This is a genomic window from Paramagnetospirillum sp. (genome assembly GCF_058402745.1).
Map to the genome: position 1 here is coordinate 197537 of NZ_JBZVFI010000011.1, position 16648 is coordinate 214184.

Here is a 16648-nt window from a genome sequence, read left to right on the forward strand (position 1 = left end):
CTCGTCATCGCCGGGCTTGACCCGGCGATCCATGGATGCCCGGATCAAGTCCGGGCATGACGGCTTCAAAGGAACGACCGATGACCAACATTCTCGACCATCTCAAGGACCGCGTTCTTCTGTGCGACGGCGGCACCGGCGCCCTGGTGCAGGCCATGAACCTCAACGTGGAGAAGGACTTCCTGGGGCTGGAGAACTGCACCGAGATCCTGGTCAAGTCGCGGCCCGACGTGATCCGCTCCATCCACGAGCGCTATTACGAGGCGGGCGCCGACATGGTCGAGGCCGACACCTTCGGCGCTTCGCCCATCACGCTCGCCGAATTCGGCATCGCCGAGCGGGCGTTCGAGCTCAACCAGGCCGCCATCGAGCTGGCCTGGGAAGCGGCCGAGCGCTTCAAGGGCGACGGCAGGACGCGCTTCGTGCTGGGCGCCATCGGGCCGGGCACCAAGCTGCCGTCCCTGGGCCATATCGGCTATGACGAGCTGGAGGCCGCCTATGTGATCCAGGCCGCCGGCCAGATCGCCGGCGGCGTCTCGGCCTTCCTGGTGGAGACCTGCCAGGACCCGCTGCAGATCAAGGCCGCCGTCAACGGCTGCAAGATCGCCAATGCCGCCGCCGGCACCGACGTTCCCGTCTTCGTCCAGGTGACGGTGGAGACCACCGGCACTCTGCTGGTGGGCGCCGACATCGCCGCCGCCGCCACCGTGGTGCAGTCCCTCGGCGTGCCGCTGATGGGCCTCAACTGCGCCGCCGGGCCGCAGGAAATGGGCGAGCATTTCAAGTGGCTGATCGACAACTGGACCGGCTTCGTCTCCATCCAGCCCAATGCCGGCCTGCCGGAGCTGGTGGACGGCCAGACCCGCTATCCGCTGCTTCCCGATGAACTGGCCATCTGGCACGAGCGCTTCGTCGGCATGGGCGCCAACCTGCTGGGCGGCTGCTGCGGCACCACGCCGCCCCACATCAGCGCCACCAACGAGATGCTGAGGCGCATCGGCAACGGATCGCGCCCCGCTCCGGTCAAGCGCTCCGTCCACTGGGTGCCCTCGGTGGCCTCGCTCTATACCCAGGTGCCGCTGCGCCAGGAAAACGCCTTCCTGTCCATCGGCGAGCGCTGCAACGCCAACGGCTCCAAGAAGTTCCGCGACCTCCAGGATGCCGAGGACTGGGACGGCATCACCGCCATCGCCCGCGAGCAGGTCAAGGAGGGCAGCCATACCCTGGACGTCTGCACCGCCTTCGTCGGCCGCGACGAGGTGGCCGACATGACCGAGGTGGTGTCACGCTTGCGCGGTGCCGTCACCACGCCGCTGGTGATCGATTCCACCGAGCTGCCGGTGCTGGAAGCCGGTCTCAAGCTCTATGGCGGCAAGGCCATCCTCAATTCCATCAATTTCGAGAACGGCGAGAAGGACGCCGCCGACCGGCTGGTCCTGGCGCGGAAGTTCGGCGCCGCCGTGGTGGCGCTGACCATCGACGAGGACGGCATGGCCAAGGACGCGGCGTCCAAGCTGCGTATCGCCAGGCGCCTGTATGATTTCGCGGTGAACCAGCACGGCCTGGCCCCGTCCGACCTGCTGTTCGATCCGCTGACCTTCACCATCTGCACCGGCAACGAGGACGACCGCAAGCTGGCGGTGGAGACGCTCGACGCCATCGAGCAGATCGCCAAGGACATGCCCGAATGCGGCATCGTGCTCGGCCTGTCCAACGTCTCGTTCGGCCTGAAGCCGGCGGCGCGTCAGGTGCTGAACTCGGTGTTCATCGACCACGCCATCAAGCGCGGCATGACCGGCGCCATCGTCCACGTCTCCAAGATCGTGCCGCTGCACACCCTGCCCGAGGAAGAGGTCAAGGCCGCCGAGGACCTGATCTACGACCGCGACCCGCAGGCGCTTTCCCGCTACATCGCCCTGTTCGGCGACCGCAAGGCCGCCGAAATCAAGAAGGAGCGCCCGGCCAAGGCCGAGGATCGCCTGAAGCAGCGCATCATCGACGGCGACCGCACCGGGCTGGAGGACGACCTGGCCCAGGTGATGGCCGAGGGCTGGAAGCCCTTGGACATCATCAACACCCTGCTGCTGGACGGCATGAAGGTGGTGGGCGAGCTGTTCGGCTCGGGCAAGATGCAGCTTCCCTTCGTGCTGCAATCGGCCGAGACCATGAAGGCCTCGGTCGCCTTCCTCGAGCCCCACATGGAAAAGGCCGAGGGCCAGCAGAAGGCCACCATGGTGCTGGCCACCGTGAAGGGCGATGTCCACGACATCGGCAAGAACCTGGTGGACATCATCCTCACCAACAACGGCTACAAGGTGATCAATATCGGCATCAAGCAGCCGGTGGCCGAGATCATCAAGGCCGCCAGGGAGCACAAGGCCGACGCCATCGGCATGTCCGGCCTCCTCGTCAAGTCCACGGTGATCATGCGCGAGAATCTCGAGGAGATGACCGCCGCCGGTCTGGACGTGCCCGTGCTGCTGGGCGGCGCGGCCCTGACCCGCAAGTACGTGGAGGAGGATTGCGTCAAGGCCTACGGCTCGGGCCGGGTGGCCTATGCGCGTGACGCCTTCGACGGCCTCGACCTGATGGCCAAGGTGGCCGACAAGTCCTTCGACGACCACGTGGCGGCCAAGGCGGCCAATCCGCATCGCCCCGGCTCGCCGTCGCGCACCCTGGGCGAGGCGGCGCAGCCCGCCACCCGTCCGGTGGACTGGGACGAGATCAATCTGCGCCGCGCCGAGCTGCACAAGGACGTGCCCGCCCCGGTGCCGCCGTTCTGGGGCTCGCGCGTCATCGAATCGGCTCCGCTGCAGAACCTGATCCCCTTCCTCAACGAGACCATGCTCTACCAGTTCCACTGGGGCTACCGGAAGCAGGGCAAGTCCATCGACGAGTTCAAGACCTGGGCGCACAAGGAAATCCGCCCCATCGCCATGGACATGCTCAAGCGCTGCGCCAAGGAAGAGATCCTGCGGCCCCAGGCGGTCTACGGCTACTGGAAGGCGGCCAGCGATGGCGATTCGGTGGTGCTGTTCGCCGAGGACGGCACCACCGAGGTGGCCCGCTTCCCCTTCCCGCGCCAGGCCAAGGAGGGGGGCTTGTGCATCGCCGACTTCTTCCGCCCTGTGTCCGATCCGGTGCGCGACGTCATCGGCCTGCAGGTGGTGACCATGGGCAAGCGCGCCACCGAGGTGGCGAGCGAGTGGTTCAAGGCCGACAAGTACCAGGACTACCTCTACCTGCACGGCCTGTCGGTGGAGATGGCCGAGGCCATGGCCGAATACGTCCACAAGCGCATCCGCTCGGAACTGGGCTTCGCCGCCGAGGATGCCGCCGACATGGACAGGCTGTTGAAGCAGACCTATCGCGGCTCGCGCTTCTCGTTCGGCTACCCCGCCTGCCCCAGGATCGAGGACCAGACCCAGCTGCTGGCCCTGCTCGGCGCCGAGCGCATTGGCGTGACGCTCTCCGAGGAATTCCAGCTCGAGCCCGAGCAATCCACCTCGGCCATCGTCACCGTGCATCCCCAGGCCAAGTATTTCAGCGTCTAGCATCCACCTTCTCCGTCACCCCCGGGCTTGACCCGGGGGTCCATGGATCGCCGGGTCAAGCCCGGCGATGACGATGTGAAGACGACGCCAGAGGTGAAGGAAATTCCTTTGACCTCCCCCGCCCCTCGGGCTGGAATGGCGGCCGAACCACTTTTGGGGAGAGGTCCATGTCCTTCGCGTCCCTGGCCCGCGCCGCCTTTGCCGGCGCCGCCCTGCTTCTCGCCGCCGCCCTGCCGGCACAAGCCGAAACGCCCGCCCAGAAGGGGGATCAGGTGGGCGGCTGGCATCGCTTCAAGCTGGGCGGCTTCGAGGTCACCGCGCTGTATGACGGCTATATCGACCTGCCCCAGAAGGTGCTGCTGAACATCAGCGCCAAGACCACGGAAGAGCTGCTGCGGCGCATGTTCGTGGATTACGGCAAGGGCATCCAGACGGCGGTCAACGCCTATCTGGTCCATACCGGTTCCAAGCTGGTGCTGGTGGACGCCGGCACCGCCAAGACCTTCGGCCCGACGCTGGGCTTCATTCCCGACAACATCCGCGCCGCCGGCTACGACCCCGCCCAGGTGGACACGGTGCTGCTGACCCACCTGCATCCCGACCATGCCGCCGGATTGCTCGCCGCCGACGGCAAGCCGGTCTTCCCCAAGGCCGAAATCTGGGTCGCCAAGGCCGAGGCCGATTTCTGGCTGGACGAGGCGGTGGCCGCGAAGATGCCGGAAGGCAACCGGGTGTTCTTCAAGATGGCCCGCGACGCGGTGGCGCCCTACAAGGCGGCCGGCAAATTCCACGTCATCAGCGGTCAGGTGGGCCTGCCCGCCGGCATCGCGGCGGTGGACACCAATGGCCACACGCCGGGCCACACCTCCTTCCTGCTGACCTCCCAGGGCCAGAGCCTGCTGGTGCTGGGCGACGTGGTGCACAACCACGCGGTGCAGTTCGCCCACCCCGAGGTCGCCTTCGAATACGACAGCGACAGGGCCCAGGCGGTGAAGACCCGCAAGGCGGTGTTCGCCGACGCGGCCAGGCAGAAGCTGTGGGTGGCGGGCGCCCACCTGCCCTTCCCCGGCATCGGCCACGTGCGCGCCGAGGGCAAGGCCTTCGCCTGGGTGCCGCTGGAATACTCGCCGCTGCGCAACGACCGCTGAGAACCGGTGAAGGAGGGCGCGGAATCCCGTTGACCCGCCCTCCGCACCCGCTATGATCCCGCCACCATTCTTGCGGTGCCCCAGTGGCGGAATGGTAGACGCGGCAGACTCAAAATCTGTTGCCGGCAACGGCGTGCTGGTTCGAGTCCGGCCTGGGGCACCATTCCAAACGTTCCGCGAAGCCCCCGGACGGCATCACACCATCTTCTTGCCGTATCCCCGGGGCGTGTAGGTCCAGGTCTTCCGGCCGGCGGCGAAGCTGCGGGTCTCGCTGGAGCCCACCACCACCATGGTCAGCATGTCCACCTTGTCGGAATCGAGATCGGCGAGGCGGATCACCTCGACCGTCTCGCCGGGGCGGCCCAGCTGGCGGGCGAGGATCACCGGGGTGTCGGGGCCGCGCCCCGACAGCAGGATGTCGCGGGCCCGGGGCAGCTGGTCGCGGCGGCGCTGGGAGACCGGGTTGTAGAAGCACACCACGAAATCGGCCATGGCGGCGGCCTTGAGCCGGGTCTCGATGCTCTCCCACGGCGTCAGCAGGTCGGACAGCGAGATGGTGCAGAAATCGTGGTTGACCGGCGCGCCGGCCCGGGCGGCGGCGGCCTGCAGCGCCGAGATGCCCGGCACCACGGTAACCTCCACCCGGTTCCAGTCGGCGCGCTTCCGGCGGTCGAGCAGCTCGAACACCAGGGTGGCCAGGGCGTAGATGCCGGGATCGCCGGAACACACCAGACTGACGGTGCGGCCCTCGGCGGCCAGATCCAGCGCCTTGGCGGCGCGGGCCTCCTCGGCCCCCAGGGCGCTTTCGTGCCGTTCCTTGCCCCCTGCCGCGTGGCCCAGCAGGTCGAGATAGAGGCCATAGCCCACCAGATCGCTGCTGGCCTCGATGGCCGCCGAGGCCTCGGGCGAGCGCCAGTGGGGCGTGCCGGGGCCGATGCCGACCACGAACAGCTTGCCGCGCGCCCGGCCCACGGTCTCGGCCGCGATGGCGCGGGGAGCCCGCGCCAGGGCCATGGTGGTCCGCGCCCCCTTGACCTTGGGAACGATCAGGACGCCATCGGGGCCGGCCACCGCCAGGGCCGCGCCTTCGGCCACGCCATGGCAGCCGGTTTCGGCGAACACCACCTCGGAGGGATTGGCGAGGCGCGACGCCTCCGCCTCCAGCTCGGACGGCGTGAAGAAGCGGGCCGGCACCCCCAGCTCGGCGGCCAGCGCATGCACCGCCGCCTCGTCGGCCTTGAGATCGATGCTGGCGACACAGGCGATGGATTTGGGCGACAGGGCCTCCTGGGCCAGCACCTCCGTGACCAGGGCGATCAGCTCCGCAGGCTCGGCATTGCGCTCGCAGCCCACCCCCAGGGCCAGGGTGGGGGGATGCAGCACCAGCTCGTGGTCATCGGCCTCGACCGACCGGTCGGTAATGCGGATGGCGTGACCGGCCTCCTCGGCGAAGGGAATGCCCCGCAGCCACCCGGCATCGCCGGCCTCCACCTCCAGCGCCACCTCCTCCTCGGCCAGCAGGGCGGCGGTCACCGACTTCACCGCCGCCGGATTGCCCACCCGCCAGCCGGGAGGCGGATCGTCCAGGGCGACGCCGAGCGCCAGCTCCCCGGCGGTGGTCAGCGCCGGCGGGATGCCCAGCCCCTTGGCGATCTCGCGGGCCAGGGCGTTGGCGCCGTGATGGCCGCCCAGCAGCGGCACCACCGACGAGCCGTCCACCCCCACCGCCAGGACCGGCGGCTCGGCGTGCTTGTCGCCCAGCACCGGCCCCAGGGCGCGAATCAGGATGCCGGCGGCGCAGACGCCGACGATGGGGGTGCGGGCGGCGAACAGGGCGCGCAGATGCGCCGGCGTGTCCTGGAAGCCCACCTCGCCCTCCACCCGTCCGATCAGGCCGTGGATGCTTGCCCCGGGCAGCAGGGCCTTGAGCGCGCGGGCGGTTTCCAGTCCGGCGGGGGTCACCACCACCAGGGCAATGTTCAAAGCCATGCGTTTCCTCTGCGGTGCACCAGGATCAGGGAGAAATAGGGAAGCTCGGTGACGGTGGCGGGGTCGTGGGCCTTGCGTCCCGGCAGGCCGACCCGTTCGACGATGCGGGCCTCGTCCCACAGGCCCAGGCGCTGCAGCACCGCTTTGACCTTGGGCAGATGGCGGCCGACCTTCATGATCACGGCGGCGTCGGAAGCCGCCAGCGCCGCCTCGATCTCGGCCTCGGTGCGGGTGGCGGGAATGATCGCCACCCCGTCGTCCCAGGCGGAAAGCGGCGCCCGGAGATCGGCGCTGGCCGCCATGATGGAGGAGACGCCCGGCACCACCTCGACGGGAAAGCGCGGCGACAGCCGGGCGAACAGATAGATGAACGAGCCGAAGAAGAACGGGTCGCCCTCGCACAGCACGGCCACGTCGCGCCCCATTTCCAGATGGGCGGCGATCTCGTCCGCCGCCCGGTCGTAGGCGGCCTCGGTGCCGGCGCGATCGACGGTGAAGCCCATGCGGATGGCGATCTCGGTCTTGCCCGGCGGAATGTGGGGCGTGGCAATGGTGCGGGCCAGCCCTTCGCCGTCCAGCGGCGCCGGCCAGGCCAGCACCGGGGTTTCGCGGATCAGGCGCACCGCCTTGAGGGTCAGAAGCTCGGCGTCGCCAGGGCCGATGCCGATGCCGTAGAGGGTGGCGGTCATGGGAAAACATCCTTTCCCGCCGTCATGCCCGGACTTGTTCCGGGCATCCACGCCCGTCCGCCCGGGCGGCATCGACGTTGCGGCACCCCGTGGATGGCCGGGTCAGGCCCGGCCATGACGACGGAGAAGTTGGGGTACGACGCCATCACTTCTTCCACCCCACGTACCGGGTCACCGGCATGGCCGGGTGCCAGGTGTGGAAGCCGCCGACCCGATCGAGATGGGACACCGACAGCCGTGTCATCTCGCCCCCATGCAGGCCGTAAAGGGCCACCAGCGCCGCCTCGCCCTCCATGGTCACCGCGTTGGCCACCAGCCGCCCGCCGCGCCCCAGCACCGACCAGCAGATGTCCAGCAACCCAGCCTCGGACACGCCGCCGCCGACGAAGATGGCGTCGGGGGGCTCGCGATCCAGCGGCAGGGCGTCGGGGGCGCGCCCCGCGATGATCTCCAGACCCGGCACGCCCAGGCGCGCCGCGTTGCGCGCGATGCGCTCCAGCCGCTCGGGCTTGCCTTCGATGGCGACGGCACGCCCGCCGGCACGCATCCATTCGATGGCGATGGAGCCGCTGCCCGCGCCCACGTCCCACAGCACCTGTCCCGGCACCGGCGCCAGGGCGGCCAGCGTCGCGGCGCGGATGTCGCGCTTGGTCAGCTGGCCGTCATGCTCGAACGCGTCGTCGGGCAGGCCGGGCGACGGGGACAGCAGCCGGGCTCCACGCTCGGCAACACACTCCACCGCCACCACGTTGAGGTCCGAAGCGCAGCCGGCCACATCGGTGATCCGCTCATCGGGTCCGCCCAGGTTTTCCAGCACCCATACCCGGCTGGGACCGTAACCGTTGGCGGCCAGCAGCGCCGCCACCCTGGCCGGGCTGGTCCGGTCCTCGGCCAGGATCAGCAGCTTGCGCCCCGGGGCGGGATGCGGCAGCAGGCTCTCCATGGGCCGGCCGTGAATGGTCAGGAACAGGCAATCCTGCATGGCCCAGCCCAGCCGGGCCGCCGCCAGGGAAAAGGCGCCGGGATGGGGAATGACCGAGATGGCCCCGGCCCCGAACCAGCCCATCAGGGTGGCCGCCGCGCCGAACCACAGGGGCTCGCCCGAGGCCAGCACCACCAGACGCTTGTCGGCATGGGGTTCCAGCAAGGCGCGGCTGTCGGCGAAGGGCGAGGCCCATTCCAGCCGCTCGGCCCCACTCGCCGGCACCATGGCCAGATGGCGCGAACCGCCCACCAGCACCTCGGCCCCGTCGATCACGGCGCGGGCGGCGGGCGTCAGTCCGTCCAGACCGTCCTCGCCGATGCCGACGATTGTGATCATGACAGCCCCCAAAGCGTGTCATCCCGATGACCAACGGGAGGAGGGATCTCACCCTGGCACGGCGTTTCAATATTGGCGCCGCCGCGCCAAGCGGAGATCCCTCGCCATGCTCGGGATGACAGGGCGGAAAAACTCATTTCAAGCCCCCCGCCAGGGCGTTGACCGCCGCCGCCGCCATGGCGCTGCCGCCCCGGCGGCCCTTGAGCGCCACATGGGGAAGACCCGACGCGATCAGCGCCTCCTTGCTTTCCATGGCGCCGACGAAGCCGACGGCGAAGCCCAGGATCAGGGCGGGACGCGGCGCCCCCGCTTTGATCAGTTCCAGCAGGCGGAACAGGGCGGTGGGCGCGTTGCCGACGGCGACCACCGCGCCCCCCAGGCGGGGCAGCCACTTTTCCACCGCCAGCGCCGAGCGGGTGGTCCCGGCGGCCTTGGCGTCGGCCTGGGTGACCTCGTTCAGGGTGCAGACCACCGGATTGGCGGCGGGCAGATTGCGGCGGATGATGCCGTGGGCCACCATCTCGGCGTCCACCAGGATGGGAGCGCCGGCCCGCAGCGCCCCGGCGCCATGCAGTCCCGCGCCGTCGCTCCACGCCAGATCGGCGGCGATGTCGGTCATGCCGCAGGCATGGATGACACGCACCGCCAGATCGGCGAGGTCGGCGGGCATGCGCGCCAGATCGGCCTCGGCCCGGATGGTGGCGAAGCTCTCGGCGTAGATGGCGGCGGGGTCGCTGATCCAGGCGCTCACGGCGCGGCCTCAGCCGTGGCGGTGGGGACGATAGGCGTGGCCGTGGCCATGGTGGTGGCCGTGATCATGGTCGTGGTCGTGGTGATGCCCATGCCCGTGATCATGGTGATGATCGGCGTCGGTGCCGATGCCGCGCACGTGGTGGTGATGCCCGGCCTGCACCGCGCCCACCGAGGCCTCGTAGCCCACCACCTGTTCGCGGTACTTGCACAAGCTGCAGTTCATGGCCGGCGAGCCGTCGAGAATCTCGCCCACCCGTTCCACGAAGCTGTCCACCACCAGGGGATGGTCGTTGAGGTAGGGGGCCTTGACGAATTCGACACCCGGATGGGCGGCCGCCGCCTGATCCGTCCACTCGTAGATGCGCTTGACCAGGATGCCGGTGAACAGGAAGTAGGGGAAGACGACGACCCGCCGGAAACCCAACTTCGTCACCCGCGCCAAGGCCTCGTCCACCAGGGGATAGGCCACGCCGGAAAAGGCGATCTCGGCCCAGCCGAAGCCCATGCCTTCCCACAGCATGCGCGCCACCTTGGCGATGTTGGAATTGGCGTCGGGGTCGTTGGTGCCGCGCCCCACCACCAGCAGCATCGTGTCCTTGCGCTCCACACCCGTGGTCGAGGCGGCCTCGGCCTCCTCGATGCGGGCACGGGCGGCGGCCAGCAGCTTGGTGTCGATGGCCAGTTCCCGCCCGAAGGTGATGGGGAGATCGGGATTCTCGGCGGCGAAGGAGTTGATCTCCCACGGCAGGTCGTTCTTGACGTGGCCGGCGGCGAACAGCATGCCCGGCACCGCCAGGATGCGCGACACGCCCTTGGACTTCAGGGCATCGAGGCCGGTGCGGATGATCGGCTTGGCGAATTCCAGGAAGCCGGACTCCACCTCGTACTGGGGCAGCCTTTGGGCCAGATGGCCGGCCAGCGCCTGGAATTCCCGGATGGCATCCACGTCGCGGCTGCCATGGCCGCACAACATCACACCGATCTTCTCGCTCATCTCGCCCTGGTCCTTGCCTTCGAGCCGCCCGGCTGGTCCTTGCCTCCGGCCGGTTTGAAGGCGGACTATAGGCGCGACGCGTGGAGCGATTCCAGCCAAATCATGCCGGTTGACGAGCCCCATGCCGCCCCCCATCCTGCGTCCATGTTTCCGCTGTTCACCCAATCGGCGCACGCCCCCGACGGGCTGATGCTGCTGTTCATGGCCATCGCGCTCGATGCCGCCCTGGGCGAGATGGGGCCGCTGTTCCGCCTGCTGCCCCATCCGGTGGTGCTGATCGGCCGCTTCATCGGCGTGCTGGACCGCCGCCTCAACCGGCCGGAACGATCGGAATCGGACCGCCGCCGCCGGGGCATCCTGGTGGCGCTGGGATTGAGCGTCGGAGCGCTGGGAGTGGGCGCGCTGATCGCGTTCCTGGCCCGGACGCTCCCCCATGCCTGGCTGTTCGAGGTCTTCGTCGCCGCCACCCTGATCGCCCAGCGCTCGCTGTTCGAGCATGTCCACGACGTGGCGGTGGCGTTGAAGGACAGCGGGCTGGAGGCCGGGCGCTACGCCGTGTCGCGCATCGTCGGCCGCGACCCGCAATCCCTCGATTCCCACGGCGTGGTCCGCGCCGCCATCGAGAGCCTGGCCGAGAATTTCGCCGACGGCGTGGTGGCGCCGGTATTCTGGTACGCCGTGCTCGGCCTGCCCGGCCTGATCCTCTACAAGACGGTCAACACCGCCGATTCCATGATCGGACACCTGAACGACAAGTACCGGGCGTTCGGCATGGCCTCGGCGCGGCTGGACGACCTGCTGAACCTGATCCCGGCCCGCCTCGCCGGGCTGCTGCTGGTCCTCGCCGCGCCTTTCGTGCCCAAGGGCCATCCCTGGAAGTCCCTGGTCACCATGCTGCGGGATGCGGGCCACCACCGCTCGCCCAATTCCGGCTGGCCCGAGGCGGCGGCCGCCGGCGCCCTGGACCTGGCCTTGGGCGGGCCGCGCAAGTATCCCGGTCTGGTGGTGGACGAGAAGTGGATCGGATCGGGAAGGGCGCGGGCGGAAATCTCCGACATCCACCGGGCGCTGCACCTCTATACCGTGGCCTGCCTGATTCAGGCGGGGCTGGTGATCTTCCTGCTCTGGCTACAGGCGTAACCCCCTGTCATCCTGAGCACAGCGGAGGATCTTTCCGGCGAGACCGGCGCCCGCTTCAGGCTGAAAGATGCTTCGCGAAGCTCAGCATGACACCAGGGCGGCGATTTCCCGCAGCCGCGCCATGTCCAGATGCGTTTCCAGATGGTCGGCGAGGCGGTCGAGCACTCCGTCCACCATGGGCTCGTATTCCAACCCGCTTTCGGAGCCCAGCAGGGCGGCGCGGAAGGAATCCGAGGCGAACAGGCCGTGCAGGTAGCAGCCCATGATCCGCCCGTCGGCCGACACCGCGCCGTCGGGCCGCCCCCCTAAGGTCAGGAAGGGGCGCGCCGTGTCGGGGCCGGTGGTGCGGCCCATGTGCATCTCGTAGCCCTCCACCCCGTTCCCGGCGGCATCCGAGCCGGAGACCCGGCGCAGCACCTTGGTCCCTTCCATCACCGTCTCCACGTCCAGCAGGCCGAGACCGGCGACGCCGCCGCCCGCCGGGCCTTCGACGCCCAGGGGATCGGCCACGGACTTGCCCAGCATCTGGAAACCGGCGCAGATGCCCAGCACCCTTCCGCCCCGGCGGACATGGGCCTTGATGTCGATGTCCCAGCCCTGGGCGCGCAGAAATTCCAGATCGGCGATGGTGGACTTGGAGCCGGGCAGGATGATCAGGTCGGCATCGAGCGGCAGGGAGCGGCCCGCCTCCACCATGTCGAGGCTCACTCCCGGCTCGGCGGCCAAGGGGTCGAAATCGTCGAAATTGGCGATGCGCGACAATCGCGGCACGGCGACCTTCAGGCCAGCGCCCCCCGCCTTGCCCCTGCCCAGCGAGGCGGAATCCTCGGCGGGCAGCCGGGCCGCCTCGGCGAACCAGGGAACGATGCCCAGGCAGTCGAGCCCGGTCTTGTCCCGGATGATGTCGAGCGCCGGGGTGAACAGCGCCGGATCGCCGCGAAAGCGGTTGATGACGTAGCCCTTCAGCCGCGCCCGCTCGGGCTCCGGCAGAATGGCCCAGGTACCGACGATGGACGCGATGACGCCGCCCCGGTCGATGTCGGCCACCAGCACCACCGGGATGTCGGCGGCCTCGGCGAAGCCCATGTTGGCGATGTCGGCGGCGCGCAGGTTCACCTCGGCCGCGCTGCCCGCCCCCTCCACCACCATGACGTCGGCCCGCGCGGCGAGGCGGCCATAGCTTTCCAGCACCCGGGGCAGCAGGCTGGGCTTCAGCGCGTGGTAATCGCGCGCCGTGGCGTTGGCCACCACACGTCCCTGCACCACCACCTGGGAGCCCACGTCGCTTTGCGGCTTCAGCAGCACCGGGTTCATGTCGGAGCAGGGCTCCACCCCCGCCGCCCTGGCCTGCAGCGCCTGGGCGCGGCCGATCTCGCCCCCGTCCACCGTGACGGCGGCGTTGTTGGACATGTTCTGCGGCTTGAACGGCAGGGCGGCAAGACCCCGGCGCGCCAGCAGCCGGCACAGCCCGGCGGCCAGCAGCGACTTGCCCACGTCGGAGCCGGTGCCTTGCAGCATCAGGGCGGGTGTCTTGCTCATGGGGCCGAATGTCGCAGACCGTGCGCATGGGGGCAAGGCGAGACCGAGGGTTGTCTCCGGGCCGCCCGGCACGATATGACGGGGCATGGTCCGTGCGTTCCACCTTCATCTCGACGGGCGCTCGCTGCCCGTCACCGTCAAGCGGTCGGGCCGGGCGCGCAACATGAGCCTGCGCCTCGACCCCACCGGGGGCTCGGTGGTGGTGGTGCTGCCCGATGGCGTGCCGGAACGGGAGGCCGAGCGCTTCGCCCAGCGCCAGAGCGCCTGGATCGAAAGCCGTCTGGCGGTGATGCCCGGCGCCATTCCCTTCGCCCAGGGAGCGGAAGTGCCGCTGCTGGGCCTGCCCCACCTGATCCGCCACGAGCCCCAGGCCCGGCGCGGCGTGTGGGCGGAAGAGGGCGTGATCCACGTCTCGGGACGGCCCGAACATCTGCCCCGCCGGGTGGAGGAGTTCCTGCGGGGCGAGGCCCGGGTGGTCATGGCCCACCATTCCCGCGAGCTGGCCGCCCGTCTGGGCCGCAAGGTGGGCCGCGTCGGGGTGCGCGACACCACGTCGCGCTGGGGCAGTTGCACCGCCCGGGGCGATCTGTCGTTCTCGTGGCGCCTCGTGATGGCGCCCGATTTCGTCGGCCGCTACGTCGCCGCCCACGAGGTGGCCCATCTGGCCGAGATGAATCACGGGCCGGATTTCTGGGCCCTGGTCGAGGGGCTGGTGGGCGACGTGGAGACGCCACGCGCCTGGCTGAAGCGCCATGGGCCGCAATTGCACCGTTACGGGGGAGCGGCCTGATGCCACCCGTCCCCTTTGTCATTCCGAGCGTAAGCGAGGAATCTCCGCCTGGAATGCCGGTTCCGTTTCGCAAAAGCCGGATCAGGACGAGATCCCTCCTCCCGATGGTCGTCGGGATGACGCGTTTTGCAGGGGGCGCTGTTGAGTGAAGTGACCCCATCGCGGCGGATCGCGGTGCTGCTGACCCTGCTGGTGGCCTTCGGGCCGGTCTGCACCGATCTCTACCTCGCCTCGCTGCCCGACATGGCCCGCGACCTCGCCACCACCACCCCCATGGTGCAGATGACGCTGTCGGCCTTCGTCGGCGGTTTCGCGGTGATGCAGCTGGTCTACGGCCCGCTGTCCGACCGTTTCGGGCGGCGCCCGCTGATTCTGGGCGGCATCGTCATCTACGTGGCGGCCAGCCTCTACTGCGTCGTCGCCCCCACCATCGAGGCGCTGATCGTCGGGCGGTTCTTCCAGGCGGTGGGCGCCTGCTGCGGCCCGGTGCTGGGCCGCGCCGTGGTGCGCGACCTGTTCGCCCGCGAGCAGGCGGCCAAGGTGATGAGCTACATGGCCAGCGCCATGGCCCTTGCGCCCCTGGTGGCGCCCACCATCGGCGGCTGGTTCCACACCATGTTCGGCTGGCGGTCCAATTTCGTGCTGCTGGCCCTGTTCGGCGTGGGCCTCCTGGTCCTGGTCTGGCGGATGCTGGGCGAGACCAACGCCCACAAGGATTCCCAGGCGCTGGATCTGGGGCGCATGGCGGAAAATTACCGCCAGCTGCTGACCCACCGGCTGTTCCTCGGCTACGTGCTGACCATGACGGCGGCGTTCGGCGGGCTGTTCAGCTTCATCTCGGCGTCCAGCTTCGTGCTGATCGACGTCATGGGCATGAAGCCCCATCAGTTCGGCATGGCCTTCGCCTTCGCCTCGGGCGGCTATCTGATCGGTGGCTTCATCGGCGCCAGGCTCACCCACCGCTTCGGCATCGAGCGCATGGTGCTGACCGGCACCATCGGCTGCACCCTGGCCGGCTTCGCCCTGGCCGTGCTGGTGTGGTCGGGGCTGGCGCGGCCCGGCGGAATCGAGGGCATCGCCCTGATCATGGGCTCGGTGATGGCCTTCTTCGCCTCCTGCGCCCTGGTTCTGCCCAACGCCACCGCCGGGGCCATCGCCCCTTTCCCGCGCATGGCGGGCGCCGCCTCGTCGGCCATGGGCTTCATCCAGATGGGCGGCGGCGCCTCGGCCGGCTGGCTGGTGGGGGCGCTCTACGACGGCACGGCCCGGCCGCTGGCCGCCATGATGGCGGTGATGGGGCTGGTCTCGCTGCTGGTCTGTCTCAAGGTGGCGCGGCCGGCAGCCAGACCGTGAAGGTCGAGCCCTCGCCCACCCGGCTGTCGATGGTGAGCAGGCCGCGGTGGCGGTTGACGATGTGCTTGACGATGGCCAGCCCCAGGCCGGTGCCGCCCATCTTGCGCGAGCGCGCCGTGTCCACCCGGTAGAAGCGCTCGGTCAGCCGGGGCAGGTGTTCGGGTGCGATGCCCTCGCCGTGGTCCCTGACCGCCACCCGCACCGCCGGGCCCGAGCGCAGCGCGGTTCCCGCACCGGGAGGCAGGGTTTCGGCCAGGGCCAGGACCACCTCCACCCTGGTGCCGTCGCTGCCGTACTTGACGGCGTTGTCCATCAGGTTCTGCAGCAGCTGGGCCAGTTCGTCCGGCTGGCCCGTCACCTGGGGCAGGCCGGGGGCGATGTCCAGCGCCAGTTCCATGCCGCGCGGGCTGGCCAGGGGCTTCAGCGCCTCGGCGGCGCTGGTCACCAGCCGGGCCAGGTCCACCGTCTCGCTGGGCGCGGAGTGCTCGTTCAGCTCGATGCGCGACAGCGACAGCAGGTCGGCCACCAGCCGGCTCATGCGGCCCGATTGCTCGGCCATGATGCCGAGGAACTTTTCCCGCGCCTCCTCGTCGTCGCGGGCCGGACCCTGCAGCGTCTCGATGAAGCCGGACAGGGCGGCCAGCGGCGTGCGCAGCTCGTGGCTGGCATTGGCGACGAAATCGGCGCGCATGCGCTCCATGGCCCGGATGGCGGTCAGCTCGTGCAGGGTCAAGAGCGCGATGGCCGCCTCGAAGGCCGGCTGGCCGTCCAGGCGGTCGATGCGGGCCTGGAAGGTGCGCTCCACCGGAATGGCCTGGGTGAACTCGCATTCGCGAAAGGGCGCCGCCCCCGACAGCACCAACTGCACCGCCTCGGTGACCGCCGGATCACGCAGCACGGCGGCCAGATCGGAGCCCGCCGGATCGCGGCCGAACAGGCGGGCGGCGGCGCGGTTGGCGCGGACCACCCGGCGCGATGAATCCAGCAGCAGCAGCGGGTCGGGAAGGCTTTCCAGCAAGGACGCGTTCCAGCGGGCGGTCTCGGCCAGTTCGCTGGAGCGCTGCTGCCACAGGCGGCGCAGCGCCGCCACCGATGCCGCGATCTCGGCCAGCGCCACGCCGTCCTTGCCCGGCGCGGCGGCGATGTCGCCGCCATGGGCAAGGCTGCGGACCCAATTGGCCAGCCCCGACAGCTCGCCCAGATGCGAGCGCACCAGGGGCAGCAGCAGCGAGGTCACCACCACCCAGGTCCCCAGCGCCGGCCACACGTCCAGGCGTCCCGCCCCGGCCAGCACCACCAGCATGATGGCGGTGGGGCTGGACAGGAACAGGGCGAACAGCAGGACGCGGCCGGAGGTGACCGTTCCCCGGCTCACGAC

The 16648-nt window shown here is 69.7% G+C and carries 12 protein-coding genes and 1 tRNA gene; 6 read left to right on the forward strand and 7 right to left on the reverse strand.

From position 1 onward, the window contains the following. Positions 1-80 precede the first annotated feature (80 nt). From metH to ACV4UZ_RS09095, 3 genes are all read left to right on the forward strand, one after another. Positions 81-3554, forward strand: a complete 3474-nt coding sequence (gene metH / locus ACV4UZ_RS09085; RefSeq protein WP_491600566.1) for a methionine synthase — start codon at positions 81-83, stop codon at positions 3552-3554. Positions 3555-3721: 167 nt separating this feature from the next. Beyond that, complete coding sequence (locus ACV4UZ_RS09090; RefSeq protein WP_491600567.1) at positions 3722-4702, forward strand: MBL fold metallo-hydrolase; 981 nt, start codon at positions 3722-3724, stop codon at positions 4700-4702. A gap of 77 nt (positions 4703-4779) precedes the next feature. After that, a tRNA-Leu gene (locus tag ACV4UZ_RS09095) sits at positions 4780-4865 on the forward strand. A gap of 32 nt (positions 4866-4897) precedes the next feature. On the opposite strand, the gene cobJ is transcribed toward ACV4UZ_RS09095, so the two are convergent. From cobJ to ACV4UZ_RS09120, 5 genes are all read right to left on the reverse strand, one after another. After that, positions 4898-6691, reverse strand: coding sequence for a precorrin-3B C(17)-methyltransferase (gene cobJ, locus ACV4UZ_RS09100; protein ID WP_491600568.1), 1794 nt, complete (start codon positions 6689-6691; stop codon positions 4898-4900). Next, on the reverse strand, positions 6682-7380 hold the full coding sequence (gene cobI / locus ACV4UZ_RS09105; protein ID WP_491600569.1) for a precorrin-2 C(20)-methyltransferase: 699 nt from the start codon (positions 7378-7380) through the stop codon (positions 6682-6684). The genes cobJ and cobI overlap by 10 nt, the downstream gene beginning before the upstream one ends. Before the next feature lie 145 nt (positions 7381-7525). Beyond that, positions 7526-8701 carry a precorrin-6y C5,15-methyltransferase (decarboxylating) subunit CbiE gene (gene cbiE / locus ACV4UZ_RS09110; RefSeq protein WP_491600570.1) on the reverse strand — a complete coding sequence of 392 codons (1176 nt, stop codon included), beginning with the start codon at positions 8699-8701 and terminating at the stop codon, positions 7526-7528. A gap of 133 nt (positions 8702-8834) precedes the next feature. Then, positions 8835-9452 (reverse strand): precorrin-8X methylmutase, encoded by a 618-nt coding sequence (locus tag ACV4UZ_RS09115; RefSeq protein ID WP_491600571.1) that lies wholly within the window; start codon positions 9450-9452, stop codon positions 8835-8837. 9 nt (positions 9453-9461) lie between these two features. Further along, positions 9462-10448, reverse strand: coding sequence for a sirohydrochlorin chelatase (locus ACV4UZ_RS09120; protein WP_491600572.1), 987 nt, complete (start codon positions 10446-10448; stop codon positions 9462-9464). A 144-nt stretch (positions 10449-10592) separates the two neighbouring features. Here ACV4UZ_RS09120 and cbiB point away from each other — a divergent pair, with 144 nt between their 5' ends. Further along, positions 10593-11588, forward strand: coding sequence for an adenosylcobinamide-phosphate synthase CbiB (cbiB, locus tag ACV4UZ_RS09125; protein WP_491600615.1), 996 nt, complete (start codon positions 10593-10595; stop codon positions 11586-11588). Between the two features lie 81 nt (positions 11589-11669). Here the strand turns inward: cbiB and ACV4UZ_RS09130 are convergent, their stop codons facing one another. Next, positions 11670-13127, reverse strand: coding sequence for a cobyric acid synthase (locus ACV4UZ_RS09130; protein ID WP_491600573.1), 1458 nt, complete (start codon positions 13125-13127; stop codon positions 11670-11672). A gap of 85 nt (positions 13128-13212) precedes the next feature. Here ACV4UZ_RS09130 and ACV4UZ_RS09135 point away from each other — a divergent pair, with 85 nt between their 5' ends. Both ACV4UZ_RS09135 and ACV4UZ_RS09140 read left to right on the forward strand, forming a co-directional pair. Continuing rightward, complete coding sequence (locus tag ACV4UZ_RS09135) at positions 13213-13917, forward strand: M48 family metallopeptidase (RefSeq protein ID WP_491600574.1); 705 nt, start codon at positions 13213-13215, stop codon at positions 13915-13917. 150 nt (positions 13918-14067) lie between these two features. Beyond that, on the forward strand, positions 14068-15270 hold the full coding sequence (locus ACV4UZ_RS09140) for a multidrug effflux MFS transporter (RefSeq protein ID WP_491600616.1): 1203 nt from the start codon (positions 14068-14070) through the stop codon (positions 15268-15270). Here the strand turns inward: ACV4UZ_RS09140 and ACV4UZ_RS09145 are convergent. Continuing rightward, positions 15239-16645 carry a sensor histidine kinase gene (locus ACV4UZ_RS09145; RefSeq protein WP_491600575.1) on the reverse strand — a complete coding sequence of 469 codons (1407 nt, stop codon included), beginning with the start codon at positions 16643-16645 and terminating at the stop codon, positions 15239-15241. The genes ACV4UZ_RS09140 and ACV4UZ_RS09145 overlap by 32 nt on opposite strands. Positions 16646-16648: the final 3 nt, after the last annotated feature.

Bases quoted from the DNA above. Each gene is read 5' to 3' on its own strand.
- ACV4UZ_RS09135 (WP_491600574.1), top strand. From the start codon at position 13,213: ATGGTCCGTGCGTTCCACCTTCATCTCGACGGGCGCTCGCTGCCCGTC.
- ACV4UZ_RS09130 (WP_491600573.1), bottom strand. From the start codon at position 13,127: ATGAGCAAGACACCCGCCCTGATGCTGCAAGGCACCGGCTCCGACGTG.
- ACV4UZ_RS09090 (WP_491600567.1), top strand. From the start codon at position 3,722: ATGTCCTTCGCGTCCCTGGCCCGCGCCGCCTTTGCCGGCGCCGCCCTG.
- cobJ (WP_491600568.1), bottom strand. From the start codon at position 6,691: ATGGCTTTGAACATTGCCCTGGTGGTGGTGACCCCCGCCGGACTGGAA.
- cbiE (WP_491600570.1), bottom strand. From the start codon at position 8,701: ATGATCACAATCGTCGGCATCGGCGAGGACGGTCTGGACGGACTGACG.
- cobI (WP_491600569.1), bottom strand. From the start codon at position 7,380: ATGACCGCCACCCTCTACGGCATCGGCATCGGCCCTGGCGACGCCGAG.
- cbiB (WP_491600615.1), top strand. From the start codon at position 10,593: ATGTTTCCGCTGTTCACCCAATCGGCGCACGCCCCCGACGGGCTGATG.
- ACV4UZ_RS09120 (WP_491600572.1), bottom strand. From the start codon at position 10,448: ATGAGCGAGAAGATCGGTGTGATGTTGTGCGGCCATGGCAGCCGCGAC.
- metH (WP_491600566.1), top strand. From the start codon at position 81: ATGACCAACATTCTCGACCATCTCAAGGACCGCGTTCTTCTGTGCGAC.